Source organism: Nonomuraea sp. NPDC005650 (assembly GCF_040605375.1).
Classification (GTDB): Bacteria; Actinomycetota; Actinomycetes; order Streptosporangiales; family Streptosporangiaceae; genus Nonomuraea.
This window is the reverse complement of sequence record NZ_JBEXCR010000078.1, coordinates 22286-37735: the sequence shown is the minus strand read 5'-3', so window position 1 is coordinate 37735 and position 15450 is coordinate 22286. Positions and strand designations below refer to the sequence as shown.

The following is a 15450-nucleotide window of genomic DNA, read 5'->3' as shown; positions in this document are numbered from 1 at the left end:
TACCTGTTCCTGGACGCCTCTCACTTCAAGATGCACGAGGCCAGCAGCCGGGCCGAGCCGATCCTGGCCGCCTGGGGCATCACCACCGAAGGCAGACCGGTCTTCGTCGGCCTGGCCGCCGCCGGCGCCGAGTCCACCGACGCCTGGAACGACTTCCTCACCGACTTGATCGCCCGCGGCCTGCGCCCGCCGCTGCTGATCATCTCTGACGGCGCACCCGGCCTGATCACCGCGGCTGAGCAGGTCTTCCCCGTCTCGCTGCGCCAAAGGTGTCTCGTTCACCGCGCCAGAAACGTGGTCGCGAAGGTCTCCTGCGATGACCAGGCCGAGGTGAAGGCCGACTTCTGGAAGATCTTCGACATCAGCGACCTGGGCGAGGACGTCAAAGCCGGCCAGCCGCTGGTCGAGCTCGCCCAGCGGCGCATCGACGCCTTCGCCGAGACCTGGGGCCGCCGCTATCCGGCAGCGGTCAAGTGCCTGCTGACCGACCGGGCGTCACTGACCCCGTATCTGCGCTTCCCGCTCGAGCACCACAAGCGCGTGCGACATTCCAACTTCATCGAGCGCACCTTCGGCGAGACCCGACGCCGGGTCAAGGTCATCGGCCGCTTCCCCGGCGAGACCTCCTGCGTCAGCTTGGTGTGGGCCGTCCTGGACCGTGCTGCCCGCGGTTGGCGCGGCTTCACCAGCACCAGCAAGGGCCTGCGCATCCTGCAGGACCTCCGCCGAGCACTGCTCCACCCGCCCGCGCAGCTCCGCCCGACCGACGACCCGGCCTTGGCACCCGCTACCGAGGCCGCCTAAGATCCACTCACGGCACCTACCTCGTCGAGCCTTTTACACCGCTCCGAGGACGCGACCCATGCCGCGCTGACCCGCGGTTAATGTATCGTCGTCGTTGTCGCATCCGTCGTGCTTGATGCTTGACAGCCTCTGCCTGTGGTTGATCTAGCCGATGTGCGGTCCGTCTTCTTCGAGGTAGTGGCTGATCCTCATGCGCATGGAGCTGTGCATGCTGTGCATGTCGAGCTCGTGCCGCGGTACCCAGCGCACCTCGCTCGATTCTGTGCTTGGAGTCGGCTGACCGCCGATGGCCCGGGCCGTGAGGACGAGGGAGAACTCCTGGCGGACCTCGTCGTTGCTGGTGTAGTGGATGACGTGGCGGGGGTCGCTGTAGGTGCCGACCAGTCCTGTGATCTGGCAGGTGACTCCGGTCTCTTCGAAGGTCTCGCGGATGGCTGCCTGAGGGATGGATTCGCCGAGGTCGATGGCTCCGCCGGGGAGGGCCCAGTTGCCGTTGTCGGAGCGTCGGATCAGCAGCACCTCGCCGGCGTCGTTGGTGACCACGACGTTCACGGAAGGGACGAGACTGTTAGCGGCAGGCGCGTTCGGGTCGTTGTGGTAGTCAATGCGCTGGCTCACGGGCCAGGAGCCTACTAAGCCGAGGGTCCAATGTTCGGCGCCTTGCCGTGGCTGAGCGAGCTCCGCAACATACTCGTCGATGCAACGCCCGACATAGCTACTGAGGTACGACGATGGAGCCCTTGCCTGGCTTGGTGGTGATCAGCCCACGGTCTCTGAGCGCTTCCATCGCTTTCCGCACGGTGATGCGGGCAACATCGAACTCCTCCTGAAGCTTCACCTCGGAGATCAAGGCGAGGGGTGGGTACTCGCCGCTCTCGATGCGCTCAGCGACGACATTCGTTATCTGCTCCCACTTGTAGAGCCTTGGGTCCCACTCGATCACAGGACGACTTTAGGTATCTCTGGACCTTCCGACATAGAACAGGCATGGCTAAGAATGCTATAGACATGCTAGGACAGGTGAGTATAGGTTTTGCGCATGGCGTTGGTGAGCGACGAACCAGGGCCCCTCCGGGTGGGGCTTCACATGTGTGCTCTGGCTGCCCCCGTAAGGGCGCACAATGTGGCCAGAGCCGGCTACTCGCCCACTAACGCCTCCCCCTCGCCCGCGTCCTTCATCGGCATCGATGGCTAGGCGAGGGCACTCTTTCGGCACGGAGGAGGGTGAACCTGTGGGTGAGTTCGGTGAGTATCACAGCCTGCACCCTGTCCCGCCTCGCCCCGATGCGATACGAGTCAAGTGGTCGCCCCTCCAACCGGGTGCGCATCGGGTCTGGGTCCGGGTTCGGGACCATACTTGCGAGTGCTCGCCTCTGGTCTTCGAACGGTGCGTGGCTGGCGGATTGGGGTTCGTGCGGCGGTATGACCGCTCCGTGTCCCCCCAGTCTGTCGTTGATAGTCCATGGGTGAGAGTCCGTGATGCCGTGACGCTGTGGCGGCAGATCATGCAGGGCGAAGCGCGGTAAGGACGTCTTCCCCTGGACGTCGTGGATATGTTCGCGGCCAGGTGCAAGACCCGGCTCGGATGGTAGCGAGGTCGTGAGCTAGCAGCCCTGATGCCGACGAGGCATGAAGGTTGATCCGCTGGCGATCGCCCCGGCATTCCTTTAATGGGGTCTTCCTGGACGGCGGTGTCGCCCTGTACGACATGTAAGGCTCCGCTGTAAGTGTGGAGCTGGCCTGCCTGCCGCGAGGTGGAAGCCGTCTCTGTTGGCGTCGATATGACCCGAGCAGGGTGGCTCGGGGCTGTCAACACCCTGAATCCGCATGGCCCGTTCACGCCAATCATGGGGCGCCGTATTGCCGGCGTCGGCACGATAGGGCCAACACAGAACCGCGCATCCCGTTGCCGTATTTGTCGGTGTCGGAGCGTACGTTCCTCCCGAAACGACGTTCGAGATGGTGATGACAGTGATCCCGATTGATGAGCAGGCCGCCGTCCTCGCACTCACCCGAGCCACCCAGGACAAGCCCTGGTTCTACACCGCACGCGTCATTCTCGACGCAGGCAGTGCCCTGAAGCTCCTCGACGGTTATTGCCCGAGCCGGGACGAGGACGACCGGGCGCACGCCGCCGCCATCGCCGCATGTGTCCAGCGAGAGGACCTGGACTGGGCGCGTGCCCTCATCGCCGCCATGCGCGCCGATGGCGTGCATCTCGTCACAGTGCTTGACGAGAGCTATCCGGCCAATCTGCGCTTCGCCTACGACCGCCAGCCATTTCTGTGGGTCCGCGGCAGCTTCGCGGTCGGTGACGACCGGGCAATCGCCGTAGTTGGCGAGCACGAGACCGGCCATGCGGTCGCCGCGGCGCGGGCCCTGGCTGAGGCCGGGCTGACCGTCGTGGCACCGCTTGGTACGGACCTGGATGCTGCGGTTCACGAGGCGACGCTCGCGGTGGGCGGGCGCGCGCTGGCGGTGCTGGCCGGCGGCATCTCCGAGCAGTCCGCCCTCGGACAGTACGGCAGTGTGGCCGAGCAGATAGCCGAGAGCGGCGCGGTCGTCACGCCCTTCTGGCCCGATGCTCTTCCCACCTCCCGCACTGCTGAACTCGTGCGCGTCGTGACCTGCGGGTTAGCCGACTGCTTGTATGTCGTCGACGGTCTGGCTGCCGGTTTCTCCTCTCAGCTTGTCGAGCGAGCACTGGAGACCGGCAAGCATGTGTTCGTGTCCCACCGGCTCCAGCAGGAACAGTCGTGGGTCGACCAGGCAGCTTCCCGGGGAGGTATGACTGCCGTCCAAGACATTGACGACCTCTCCAAGCAGGCGGTCAATCTTGTAGATATGACCCCTCGCACGAGCACCTGCTGATCATGGGTGGCGCCGAGGCGTTCACCCATGATTTCTTGCCGCTGTTTCGCCCCGTCCCGCCCACTCGGGCGGGGGTGTGCCGCATCTGTCATTCCGGTCCGAACGACCGCGGGGACGGTGTGCCATGGCCCACTTGTGCGAGCTGTAAACGCACCACCGAGGACCTGTACGGCCACACCGAGTACGTGGTGCCGATCTCGCTGACGGCCAAGAACACCCAGCTGTACGACGTGCTGGTTCGGAAGAACGATCCTAATGGCACCTCAGGTCGCCGGCGACGGCCGGACTTCCTCGCCGCGACGGTGACCCATTTCTTCCAGAAGCATGGCCGCTGCCTTCAAGGGTGTGCCGGTGGCCCCTTCACCGTGGTGGCCACGATTCCCAGCACCCGAACCGAGCAGCCCGCTGAGGCGTTCGACACTATGACGCGGGTCGTCAGCAGGGTTGGAGCACTGGCCGGCCTTCATCGGCCCTTCCTTCTGGAGGTCGTCGACACCTGCGCCCCGGTGCTCGCCAACCGCAAGTCTCATCGGAAGGCATTCCGCATCCGGGGCGACAGGCTGGACAAGCAGCGGGTTCTGCTGGTGGACGACTTGTTCGTGTCCGGCGCTCACGTGCAAAGCGCCGCCTCCGCGCTGATCGAGAAAGGAGCCGCAGCGGTTGTGGCGCTCGTGGTCGCACGACACATCAACCCCGACTCCAAGGATCCCTACAGCGCCGGCATTTGGCGGGAGTCGTGCGCTCGGCCGTACAGCTTTGACCACTGTTGTCTCTGCGACCCAGTACGTGGGCGAGGCACTTCGAAGGGCCGGAGCCGCGAGGACTTTGCCGGCGAGGTTTCCTAGCTCCAAAATCCCCGACCCTCCTCATCACAAGGGAGGCATCTCGTTTCTCAGCCGGCTCGTTCAGACGGCGCTCGCACCACCCGCCTCGTGCGCGCTCGGAGGTAGGCGGCATCCACGATCTCTGGCCTGGGGGAGCCCACAGCATCGATGGCGAGACCGTCGCATGGCGACAAGAGCTGTCCGTCAAAGGCTTACCAAGGAGTTACCAGACACCGGCAAATAACAAACGGTAGCGTAGTGACTACTCATCGTCTCCTTCTCGTGTGGAGCGTCAATGCGTTTGTCCTTGCCGGTTGCCTGTATCGCTACCGCAGCCTCTGTCGTCCTCGCCCCGCTCCCGGCTCAGGCGGCGGCCGTGCCGAACGGTCTGTTCCTCTCCGTCACGGGCAACGGCGGCACTTGGCTCAGAGCGATTGTGATCCAGTGTCCGCTTCGAGCTGACCAGCATCCCTATGGCGCCCTCACGTGTGCCCTCCTTACTGCTGTCGACGGCAACATCGATCGCCTCCCAGGCAATCCGCACCCCTGTACCAGGCAAAACGACCCGGTCACCGCGACCGCGACGGGCATATGGCAGAACCGGCGCGTCAACTGGCAGAAGACGTTCTCGAACGCTTGCGTGCTCGACGCTGCGACTAGTCCTGTGTTCCACTTCTAGCGGCCTGGGCGGCGCGTAGAGGGCGGGGGTGGCGCGACTGCGACATCGGTCACTGCTGCCGCCGTTCATCGACGATTTGGGCTGATCGGTAACGATGAGGTCTCCTCGTGATCGCGACCTGGTGGTCATGGCGGTCGTCTGCGATCTACGGGGCGGTCGCTGTTGCGTTCGAGGCCTGGATTATCCTCCGTGCGCTTCCTGGTGGAGTCCGGAGCGGTAGACAAGGTCATTCTTTGGTGATCTTTATTGCGTACCCATGATCAATATCGGGGATGGAGCTGCTAGACCAGATGTAATGCAATCGGTTCTTGTGGAGGTGCCTCATGATTCGGGGAAACCCTCTCACAAGGGATAGGGGTGCCGATCAATTCTCTCTCGCTCGCTACCCTGCCATAGCAACTGTTGCGATTTGCCTTAGTGTGAGTGGGGTTGCGCTTACCGATCCGGACGAACCTTACTATTGCCCGCCGGTTTCCAGGCAGGGCCGGCAGATCTTCGACATTGACAAATGGTGCGCCACGGTCAACGAGGACCTCCGAAACGGCCGTATTCCAAACCTCGTCCAGAGACTGGAGGAGTCGCGGCGCCACCAGCCGTCCGCTACGCGTCCCCATGACGCGGCAGAAACAGCGGCGGCCATGCCGGAGGTGTCTGATGGCCATGCTGCGGTCAGCGATCCTGCGCGTTCGGCCAAGAGGAAAAGACCGGCAACGAGCAGGGACCTGCCCCCACCCCGTGATGAGCGCCGACAGGGAGAGATACCGAGCAAGCAGAGAGGGCTTCGGCCGCACATGGTCGCCTCTGGCAAGGAGGGCGCAGGATCGGACAGACTCAGGCGCCGGAGTCGTAAAAACGGGGATGAGCTCCCGAAGGCCGCATCTCCCGCATCGCCGTTGCCATCGGCTCCGCCGAAGAGACCGACTCCGATAGAGGCTTCTGGCGGGCCCAGTATTCGCGTTCGGGCCGAGCCGACCGCGGAAGCAGGTTGGACTCTGCCGATAGGGGCCGTACTTTTCAGTCTGGCAGTAATGCTGATGAGCGCGCTGGGTATGCGCTGGACGCGTATCCGCATCCGCCAGAACCATACGGTCGCAGCGGCGGAGGCCGGGCCCCGCGAGGCGGCCGCCCCTCTCCCAAGCTTGGCTGCACCTGCGACGCCAACCGCCTCGGAAGGTATGGCCACGTTCGTGGAGCAGGCGGCGACGGCTCCTCCCATGGCTTCAGTTGTGGAGGAGCTGACCCAGCCGGAAGCTGGACCGGACCAAGCCGAGAGCCCAGTAGCGCCGGTGAGCGCGACTGCGTCCCGAACCATGGCCAAGGTGGAGGTGCTGGGGGCCGTGCGTGTGACCGTGGCGGGGAAGGAGGTTTCATTCGGACGGGCTGAAGGGCGGGCGCTGTTCGCGTTGCTGGCAACGTCGAAAGACGGCGAGCTGTCGGAGTCGGTGATCGAGCGGTTGTGGCCAGGTGAGGGCGAGCGTGGTGTCCGGCGGCTGGAGACGGCGGTGCGCGATGTCAACGGCTCCATGCGGCAGGCGATGGGGCTCGGGCCCGCGGTGAAGTTCGTGGTCAAGGCTGGGATGCGACGGAGGTTGTCCGCCGCCTACTTCGACGTGGACTGGTGGCGGTTCGAGGAAGCGTACGTGGAGGCCAATTCCGCCGACAGCGAGCTCGTCAGGCGGAGGGCGTTGTGGCGGATGCTGGACCTGTATCAAGGGCCGTTGCTCGCCGATAGGGACGACCTGTGGTGCCTGCCGCTGCGACAGGCTGCCACGACGCAGGCGGTCGGCGCGGTTCTACGGTTGGCCGAGTTGGTGCGGAAGGACGACGCCGACCGTGCGCTTGGCGCGCTGACGCTGGCGGTTGATCGCATCGATCCCTATAACGAAGTGCTGTGGCGCCAGATCATGATGATCCAGGGGGAATTGGGTCGGTTGCCCGCGCTGGAGCTGACCCTGCAGCAGCTCACCGAGCGGCTGAGGGAGATCGAAGCGCAACCGAGCCCGCAGACTCGACAGCTCTACCAGAAGTTCATCAACTAGCCGGGTCAACGCGAGGGAGTCATCGCGCGATTGAGGGTCTGCCGGTCGTAGGCGGGGTAGGTGGCGAGCACGCTCGGCGTGACCAGGCGCTCGGGGCTTGTGCCATAGATACGGGCCAGGAGGCACAGGGCGTGAGCCGGAGGGCGGCGGCCTGCGTTGGGCCAGCTTTCGTATTCGTAGAGGCGGGCTTCGCGAAGGCCGGCTGCTCGGCTGGGGGCGAGGGTGGCGTAGGCGGCGACGGTCTGGCTGGCGGTGAGTCCCGCGGCGTACCGGTACAGCCGGAGCGGGCTGACCTGGTGATCGAGACTGAGGACGATGGCGATCTGGTCGATGGTGAAGCCACGCTCGCGCAGCAGGCGGCTGCGGCGTCGGCACTCGAGGAGAGCCTGGTAGCCATTGCCCGACATGGTGTCCACGTTCCTTCCTGGTGATCCGGTGGGTTTGTGGACCGTAGGGCGACTCGCTGGAGACGCTCAAGCCGCTGGTTGGGGTGATCGATACACCGGACGCGGCATGATCACCCCTGTCTATGGGGTGAAGCCGCTGGTGGGCGCCTATCCATGGAGGGGTGGTGCGCTGGGGATGTGATTCGGGCGTGGAGGTGGTTGATGGTGCTGGCCGCTCCCGGAGCGGTCGGGGGCGTCACGGAGGTGACGAGCGGTGGACCACCATCACGATCAGCAGACGAGCCCGCAAGCACATGATCCAGAGCGGCTGCACGTGCCAAACGAGGCGGCTCACGCCAGATACCAAGACGACGTCTCTGGCCCCGAGCAGGATCTGTCTATAGCTGACGTATGGCCCGCGCCAGCGATGGGCGGGATGTGCTGGCGGCGCGTGTTCCCGGGCCGAGGTGATCAGGCGGCTCCTGCTCGTCGCTTGGCGAGGATCCTGTTGGAGGACACCTCGCGTGGTGATGACGCCGAGTGGGTGGCAGCGGAGCTGATCAGCAACGCTCTCCGGCACAGCCGCTCTGGCCTGCCGGGAGGCTTCTTCATGGTGGAGGTCACGCGTACGCCGCACTCCGCGCGTGTCACTGTCTATGACCTGGGCGGGGGAGCCGTGCTGGACTATGACCGGGCTGACGCGGCTGCTCGGCACTCCGAGCCGGGACAGCAGGAGGGCGGATACGGGCTGGCGAGCGTGGCTCGGCTCACGGCCGACGTCGGCGTGTCCGGAAATCCCCGCAACGGACACGCGGTATGGGCCGAGCTGAGTCTGATCCCACCCGAGACCTCAGAAACGGCGGCAGTACACGAGGCAGGCCGTGCGCTTGTGGCTAGGGCGGCCCACATAGAGCGGCGCCTGGTGGAGCCCTTCAGCGTCGCTCCCGGAGCCGGCGTGAGCGACAGGGGCGACCAGGTGTCCGCGTTCGGGCAAGAGCCGTGGGCGCAGGTGGAACTGCGGCGGTTGCGGCGGGAGCACCCTGACTGGGCGTTCTTGGTGGTGCGTTATCGGTGGATGGCCCTGCAAGGCAAGTCCGCGGTGATCGTCGCCCCTGGGCCCAACGAATTGCGGGCGGCTTTGCCTCATGATCGCCGACCGGCGCGGAGGGATGGGGGAGTAGCTGGCCCCAGAGCCGATCCGGGGCTGCTTGAAGCCGCTGGACTGCATCAGCTGGAGTCGCATCGTGCTGTCGCTAGCGATGCAGTGCTGTGTGCACGACGATCAGGTACCGGGACATGGGCGGCGGTTGCTGATCCGCCAAGAGAAACAAGCTGGTGGCCGGTGAAGTGGCCATGGTCGCGTCGACGCACGCGCACCTCCAATGCCTGAGGCGGCTCGGTGCCTGCGGCCGTCTCCTGACGTGGCGTGGATTGGGGCCCGGCAGTTGGCACCGCGCCACCGATCGAGCTTGACACCGAGCATCGAGATAGTGCTGGTTGACGAGAAACACGGGCCCGATGGCGGGTGTCCAGCGTGCTGAGATCTGTGACTGCGCTTGATGGCGAGGCTGATGTCGGTCGCGCAGGAAATCACTAGTGGAAATGCAAATAGCGTTCCCGTGTGCGCTTAAGACCGCGACCCCTTGATAAGGGCGTTTTCCACGGTCAGGGCGGTTCCGGACGGTGCGGTGTGCGGCCCGACTCGCTTAGAAGCGAGGGCGCAATATGCGGCTGGTGATTTTCTTGCTGGGCGGCTGCTGTCTCCTGTGCCTGACCCCGAACGCCTCCAGGCGTTCTGTGGGGCGGAATTTATTCTGGGCCGGCCATGCGCCTTTGTGTTTAAAGTGCCAGAGTAGAACATAGTTCTGTCCCGATGACGCTGGCTGCCTTGGAGAGTCTCCGCAGGTGGACGCCGCCTTGCATCTCTTGGCTTCCGCTTGTGGGCAGCTCCTGATTGAAGACGGACTCGCAGGCCGAAAAGTCGGCATTCTCCGCTCAGCTTTGCCGCGAGGCGTTTACGAAGCTTACGCGAAAATCTAATGAGGACAGCCTCTCCAGCCGTTGGGGTGACGTAAAAAATGCGACGACCGCTTGCCATGGTCCATCGTGCGAGACATCGTCGAGCCACACACCAAAACCGGCCCACGGAAACGGGAGCCGTAGCCGCACGGAAGGAACAACGGCAATGGGAATTCAGGTCTCGGAAATCGCGCCCGGCAGCGTTGCAGGAATTGCGTCGGACGGCGCCCTGAGTGCCGCTGAAACCGCCCCCACTCCGGCCCCGGACGCTGCGACGGGCGACGGCCCGAACGCCCGTCAGGAGGCGGTGCGGGACGCGCTGCTGGCCAACCCCGGTGCGTCGGTGACAGCCATCGGTGCGGCGGCGGGGATGAGCCGGGTGGCAGCGGGCAAGATCCTCAACGAGCTGGAGAGGAACGGCCGAGCCAAGCGGATAGCGGGAGGGCACGACGGCCGGGGACGGACTCCCGATCGGTGGTACCCGGCGGACACCGACGACACGGCGAACACCCCGGAGCCGGTCGAGCGCGTCGATCTCCCCGACACAGCGGAAGCCTCAGCGATAGCCGTCGTGTCTGACACCTCGTCGGACACGACGGAGGACACCACCGGGCTGGACACGCATCAGGAGGCCGTCCTCGCCGCGCTGGAGGGCAACCCCGGCTGGTCCGCTGCCGCGATCGGCGTGATGGCGGGACTGACTCAGACGGGCGTGATCAAGGTGCTCGACCGGTTGGTGGCGGCTGGGCTTGTCTCTCGCGGAGACGAGGAGGACCGGACCAAGGACGAGTGGTACCCCGTATCCGACAACTCCGAGCCGACCACCTGTGATGAGACTCCCGGATTGGACGGTGTGTCCATTCCCAACGACCCGGCTGCGGACGCAGACGAAAGCTCCGAGGAACAGGAATCCGACCCGGAGAACCTGGCCCGGGTGGAGGCGTGCGCGGAGCTGGTGGAGCTGGCCGACCTGATCCTCGGGACGGTTCGCGCAATGGACGGTGAAGGGGGCGCGGTCCTCGCACTGGGCCGCTTGGAGATGGCCATGGCCAAGATCTCGCAGGCACATCGCAACGCCCGCGCGGTACTGACCGGCACCACCGCTCCGGCCAGGCCGACGGCAGGCCGTTCCGGCAGCCGTAGCAGTGGGAACGCTGGGCAGGTCCGCCCTGCCGCGCTGCGTGACCGCGTGTTGGGCCACCTGACCGAGCACCCGGGTAAGGACTTCACCCCGTACGAGATCGGGCGGGTGCTCGACGCCTCGTCCGGCGCAGTGGCCAACGCCCTGGACCGGCTGGTCAGCCTCGGCCAGGCCCAGCTGACCTGCGAACGCCCCCGCCGGTTCAGCCTCGCGGAGATCCCGGCCTCGGAATGACACACCAGTGCGGCGGGCCGCATCGGCCCGCCTGCCCGGTGACCGAAGTCGGACAGCGCGCCGACAAGTCGCGCAAGAGCCCCTTTCCAACCTCACACCTTTCCCGCTCGACCATTCACGACCTGCCCAAGGAGGCAACTGCCATGGCTCATGAGATCGAGATCTTCGACAACGGTTCGGCCGGGTTCGCCGCCGCCGGGAAGCCCGGCTGGCACCGGCTCGGGTACACCGCACCCGGGCCGATGACCGCTGAGGAACTGCTCACCAACGCCCAGCTCGCCGGGTGGAACGTGCGCAAGGTGGCGGTCGGCCAGGTGACCGACCCCGACACCGAACAGCCCGTCACCGCAGACGAGGACTTCCTCATCGTCCGTACGAACCCCGTGACCGGCCAGCCCGAACGCCTCGGCATGGTCGGCAAGGACTACAAGATCGTTCAGAACGAGGAGGTCGCGGACTTCCTGCAGACCCTGGTGGACGAGTCCGGGGCGATCTTCGACACCGGCGGCTCCCTGAACGGTGGACGCCGGGTCTTCGTCACCATGCGCCTCCCCGAACCGCTCATGGTCGGCGGCCACGACCGGCTCGACCTGTACCTGGCGGCCTTCTCCCGCCACGACGGCTGGGGCGCGTTCACCACCGTCGCCACTCCGGTACGGGTGGTGTGCGCGAACACCGAACGGGCCGCGCTGCGCAACCACGCCTCGATGTTCAAGGTCCGCCACACCGGCCACATCGGCGGACGGATCGCCGAGGCTCGGGAGGCACTCAAGCTGACCTGGCGGCACGGTCAGGCATTCGCCGAAGAAGCCGAGAAACTCCTCGCCATTCCGATGGACGTCAAGGAGTTCCGCCAGTTCGCCAACATCCTGCACCCGCTGGCGCCGGACGCCAAGGAGCTCACGCGTCGCAATCACGAACTGGCGATGCGCGAGCTGGAATACCTGTTCACTACCGCGCCTACGCAGGAGCCCATCCGCAACACCCGCTGGGCCGCCTACAACGCAGTCACCGAGCGGCTCGACCACCGCAGCCCGGTGATCGGACGACGCGAGCCCGAGATCGTGCGGGCCGAGCGTGCCCTGCTCGACGACCACGACAACACCAAGATCAAGATCCGCGCGTTCAAGCTCCTCGCCACGGCCTGACGGTCCTCACCCGGTACGGCCCGCAGCGTGGGCCGTACCGGAATCTCGCCCACTTCCGGAGCTCCGGTACCGGTTCCATCACGCACGTATTCCAAGGAGAAGATCATGGGACAGCTCGAAGCCCTGGCCGAGACACACTACGCCCACACCTCACTCGAGGCGTGTGAGGCGATCGACAAGCTCACTTACTCCGCCGAATCCGGCCATGGCCTCTACGCCGAGGACCTGGCCCAACTCGCCGTCACCCAATTCGTCTGCGGCTGGTGGCAGCAGGTAATGGACATGATCAACGGTGAGGGGCTCGACGGGGCCGAGGCCATCATGCGCACCCGCCGCCTGGCCGAACAGCACCTCCTGACCGGCAGCCCGGTCCTCTATGCAGACCTGTTCGCCCAGGCCATGGCCCAAGCCCGGCGGCAGGCCGCCCAGCAGCTCCTGGCCACCACCCAATCCTTGGCCGATGTGCTGGCCGGGCCCGCCTCGCTCACCGGCCGGGTCTCCACGACATCGCCCCGTCCAGACGCCCGCGCGACCTTCGTTCCAAACCCGGGCGGACGGGATTCCGAGCAGCAGCTGTGAGAGGCCGCCACTGGAGCCTGGCGCTCTCAAGCTCTAGATCCAAAGCTTCTCACTTTCGAGAACGTTCGAGCGGGGAGTCGCTCGGCTCGGCAGGACCGAGACCAATTCATCCCGCACCTGAGAGGAGCGAACACCATGGACATGCCCACTGACCGAGACGAGTCGAGCCGAAACCACCCGAACGCGCAACGTCCAGCGGCGATTCCACAGTTGGGCACTGTGAACGAGCTCGGCTCGCCGGAGGCCGAGCCTGAGGATTCCCTTGTCATGCTCGATCAGCGGATGCACGAGGCGCTCGCCGCAGCTCAGCACGCCGCATACGCGGCAGCAGCCGAGGCGGCCTACCTGTTGCAGCGCGCGCTGCGGCTGACCGGTGAGCCGCTATATCAGACCGCCTACACGCAGGCGCTGCGTACCTGGTGGGAGCAGGTTGGTGAGCAGGTCAGCAAGCAGCACCTGCAGGCCGATCACGCGCTGCGCCGGGTTCGCTCGTGGGCGCGTACCTACCTGACCGCCGAGACCGGCTCCACCCAGCCCGGCACCCTGTTCGACCACGCCCTTGCGCACGCCTCCCGGGCCGCCGCCCGACGTTTCCTGACCGTCTCTGGCGAGCTGCTGGCCGAACATGCCGCCCGACACGACACCACGCTCGCGACCGTCACGGGCCTGGACGCGCACAGCGCCTCAGACGCGCACGGGCCGACCGGCTCCCCTCGTTCGACGACGCCCCACCACACCAGCGCCACTTAATGGCTGGAAGGAGAACACCCTCATGAACGACTACACGTCCCCTCATCTGTTCGACGAACCCTCGTTGCAAGCCCTGGTGCGGCAGCAGCAGCGGGTGAACAAGGACGCGACGACCAGTGCTGCCGCCCGGCTTGCCCACGGCTACCGGATCAGCAGCCAGGAGCTGTGCGCCGCTCTGCGGGCGAACCTCCTGCTCCACTGGTGGAGCACCCTCGCTCGATACGGCGAGCAGCACGCGCTCGGCATGGTCCGTGCGATGGCCAAGTTCAGCTTCTGGGTCAGCTGCTACCGCACCCAGGACCTCGGCGATAGCCCCACCGCCGAAGGAGACGGCGGTACCACAGACGAGGAACTCGCCCTCGCGCATCTCGACTACGCGCTGGAGCTGATCAAGCGGGCCGCCGCCCGCGAGTTCCTGGCCAAGGCTACGGTGCGCCCCCCGGCCGGGACGGAGCAGACCCAGTGAACACCCACACACGCTCCCGCCTACGGACGAACCCCGCCGACGACTCCCAGGTCGAGACGTTCCAGATGCTGGCCTGGAAGTGGAACATCACCGCCGCCAAGCAACTCACAGCGGATCGCGAGCCGACAGGGCAGCTGGACCCGCAGGCATGGGCGGGGATGCTGTACTTGATCCGGATCGACCACGCACACGCGGCCACCGTGGACCTGAACGAGCCCCTGATCGCGGTCCCCATCCCGGAGGCCGGGTGGCTGATCATCGACGGCTGGCACCGCATCCACAGGGCCCTCACCCAGGATGTGGACAAGCTGCCGGTCATTGTCTTGACCCCCGAGGAAGAACAGGCCTGCCGCATCTTCGGTGGTGAGAAGGGCCCGGGCTGGCGGTAACCGAGCCCGGTGGCGCAGGTGGACTGCCCCGGTCACGCACCTCACGGTGTGCGGCCGGGGCATACCTCCTGCACCACCGGTCTTCTACTTGGCGCGCGGCTGGGCTACAGCGCGTGAGGCGGCTTGACGGCGCTCGAGCTCACTTCGCAGGTCGGAGAGGGAGACCAGTCCGTGCTGGGTTTCGACTCGCCAGAACTCCCAGCCGTTCTGCTGCGATCCAGCCAGTTCTGTGGCGGGGTCGGACGGCTTCTCGCGTGGGGTGCCTCGGAATTGCAGAGTGCCGTCCATGTTGACCACAGCCTGCTCGCGCAGGTGGGACGGCTTCGGGACGAGAATGGCCCCAGGCGTCAGCAGCCCCGCCTCGATGAGGTCCCGCACCGTAATACTGCTTCTGTATCTCGGCCGGCGAGGTGCGCTTGCCTCAGCGGTTCGTACGGCGGCTGGTGCCGTGCCCGAGTGCGTGAGCTCGGCCGGAGATGCTGCTTCTTCGCTGACCATGGCTTGCGGAGGCATGGCGATTGCGGGTTTGAGCGTGTGGCTCAGGAAATGCAGCAGGTCGATGATCGGAGGCACGCAAGTACGCATGCCGACTTGATCGTGAGCCGACAACGTGAGGCCCTGGGGCCGCTTGCCGTTGTGTAGACGGACGTGCGGGGCTTTGGCGAGCAGGTCGTACAAGTGGCCTTCGAGCCACCCGGCTTGGCTGGTGTGGAAAGGGTGTTCGTTGTTCCGGCGGATCAGAACTGCTCGATACCAATGGTCGCGCGCCCGCAGATGGTCGCGCAGCCTATGGGCAAGAGTGCCGGGTGCAGCCATGCCCACGTAGACACCCCACCGGCCCAGCGCATCAGGCCGGTCCAGCAGGAGGTACGCGCCGGGCACGTTCCACCCTTGGTGGAGCTTGGTGGCGTGGGCTCGTTCGACGACGGCCATGCGCACGATGGAGTACTCGGAGATGACCTCGATCGGCCCGCTCAGGCCCTGCGGCATCAAGACCTTGTAGGGCGACGCCTCGGCCTGATGTGTTTCCACTCCGGTCTCCTTCGATCACGCGCTGCCCCGAGATCTTCCCGAAGGTTAGCGGACACATACCTCAACGTGACCGAGGCTGCCGGTGCGGC

General features: G+C 65.9%; 16 protein-coding genes. 12 read left to right on the top strand and 4 right to left on the bottom strand.

The window, feature by feature from the left end:
* Window positions 1–804, top strand: an 804-nt coding sequence (locus ABZS69_RS63585; RefSeq protein WP_355393698.1) for a transposase, incomplete at its 5' end; no start/stop codon positions are given.
* Window positions 805–948: 144 nt separating this feature from the next.
* Here the strand turns inward: ABZS69_RS63585 and ABZS69_RS63580 are convergent.
* Together ABZS69_RS63580 and ABZS69_RS63575 are read right to left on the bottom strand one after the other, a co-directional pair.
* Window positions 949–1422 (bottom strand): NUDIX domain-containing protein, encoded by a 474-nt coding sequence (locus ABZS69_RS63580; protein WP_355393695.1) that lies wholly within the window; start codon window positions 1420–1422, stop codon window positions 949–951.
* Between the two features lie 97 nt (window positions 1423–1519).
* Window positions 1520–1747 carry a winged helix-turn-helix domain-containing protein gene (locus ABZS69_RS63575; protein ID WP_355393692.1) on the bottom strand — a complete coding sequence of 76 codons (228 nt, stop codon included), beginning with the start codon at window positions 1745–1747 and terminating at the stop codon, window positions 1520–1522.
* Between the two features lie 1028 nt (window positions 1748–2775).
* Between ABZS69_RS63575 and ABZS69_RS63570 the strand changes: the two genes are divergently transcribed.
* From ABZS69_RS63570 to ABZS69_RS63555, 4 genes are all read left to right on the top strand, one after another.
* Window positions 2776–3675: a DNA-processing protein DprA gene (locus ABZS69_RS63570; RefSeq protein WP_355393689.1), complete on the top strand. Its 900-nt coding sequence runs from the start codon at window positions 2776–2778 to the stop codon at window positions 3673–3675.
* 2 nt (window positions 3676–3677) lie between these two features.
* On the top strand, window positions 3678–4520 hold the full coding sequence (locus ABZS69_RS63565) for a hypothetical protein (RefSeq protein ID WP_355393686.1): 843 nt from the start codon (window positions 3678–3680) through the stop codon (window positions 4518–4520).
* Between the two features lie 274 nt (window positions 4521–4794).
* Window positions 4795–5178 (top strand): SSI family serine proteinase inhibitor, encoded by a 384-nt coding sequence (locus ABZS69_RS63560; protein ID WP_355393683.1) that lies wholly within the window; start codon window positions 4795–4797, stop codon window positions 5176–5178.
* 1028 nt (window positions 5179–6206) lie between these two features.
* Window positions 6207–7217, top strand: coding sequence for a BTAD domain-containing putative transcriptional regulator (locus ABZS69_RS63555; RefSeq protein ID WP_355393680.1), 1011 nt, complete (start codon window positions 6207–6209; stop codon window positions 7215–7217).
* A 5-nt stretch (window positions 7218–7222) separates the two neighbouring features.
* Here the strand turns inward: ABZS69_RS63555 and ABZS69_RS63550 are convergent, their stop codons facing one another.
* A complete protein-coding gene (locus ABZS69_RS63550; RefSeq protein ID WP_355393677.1) occupies window positions 7223–7633 on the bottom strand; it encodes a helix-turn-helix transcriptional regulator in 411 nt (136 codons plus the stop codon).
* 397 nt (window positions 7634–8030) lie between these two features.
* On the opposite strand from ABZS69_RS63550, the gene ABZS69_RS63545 reads away from it, so the two are divergent.
* The 7 genes from ABZS69_RS63545 (at window position 8031) to ABZS69_RS63515 (ending at window position 14329) form a co-directional block, all read left to right on the top strand.
* On the top strand, window positions 8031–8993 hold the full coding sequence (locus ABZS69_RS63545; protein ID WP_355393701.1) for an ATP-binding protein: 963 nt from the start codon (window positions 8031–8033) through the stop codon (window positions 8991–8993).
* A gap of 795 nt (window positions 8994–9788) precedes the next feature.
* Window positions 9789–10997, top strand: a complete 1209-nt coding sequence (locus tag ABZS69_RS63540; RefSeq protein ID WP_355393674.1) for a helix-turn-helix domain-containing protein — start codon at window positions 9789–9791, stop codon at window positions 10995–10997.
* 143 nt (window positions 10998–11140) lie between these two features.
* Window positions 11141–12145 carry a DUF932 domain-containing protein gene (locus ABZS69_RS63535; protein WP_355393671.1) on the top strand — a complete coding sequence of 335 codons (1005 nt, stop codon included), beginning with the start codon at window positions 11141–11143 and terminating at the stop codon, window positions 12143–12145.
* Between the two features lie 105 nt (window positions 12146–12250).
* Window positions 12251–12724, top strand: a complete 474-nt coding sequence (locus tag ABZS69_RS63530) for a hypothetical protein (protein ID WP_355393668.1) — start codon at window positions 12251–12253, stop codon at window positions 12722–12724.
* Window positions 12725–12943: 219 nt separating this feature from the next.
* Complete coding sequence (locus ABZS69_RS63525; RefSeq protein ID WP_355393665.1) at window positions 12944–13474, top strand: hypothetical protein; 531 nt, start codon at window positions 12944–12946, stop codon at window positions 13472–13474.
* A gap of 22 nt (window positions 13475–13496) precedes the next feature.
* Window positions 13497–13940, top strand: a complete 444-nt coding sequence (locus tag ABZS69_RS63520) for a hypothetical protein (protein WP_355393662.1) — start codon at window positions 13497–13499, stop codon at window positions 13938–13940.
* Window positions 13937–14329: a hypothetical protein gene (locus tag ABZS69_RS63515; protein ID WP_355393659.1), complete on the top strand. Its 393-nt coding sequence runs from the start codon at window positions 13937–13939 to the stop codon at window positions 14327–14329. Before ABZS69_RS63520 ends, ABZS69_RS63515 begins: the two co-directional genes overlap by 4 nt.
* A gap of 84 nt (window positions 14330–14413) precedes the next feature.
* Here ABZS69_RS63515 and ABZS69_RS63510 read toward each other — a convergent pair whose 3' ends face one another.
* A complete protein-coding gene (locus ABZS69_RS63510; RefSeq protein ID WP_355393656.1) occupies window positions 14414–15361 on the bottom strand; it encodes a hypothetical protein in 948 nt (315 codons plus the stop codon).
* Window positions 15362–15450: the final 89 nt, after the last annotated feature.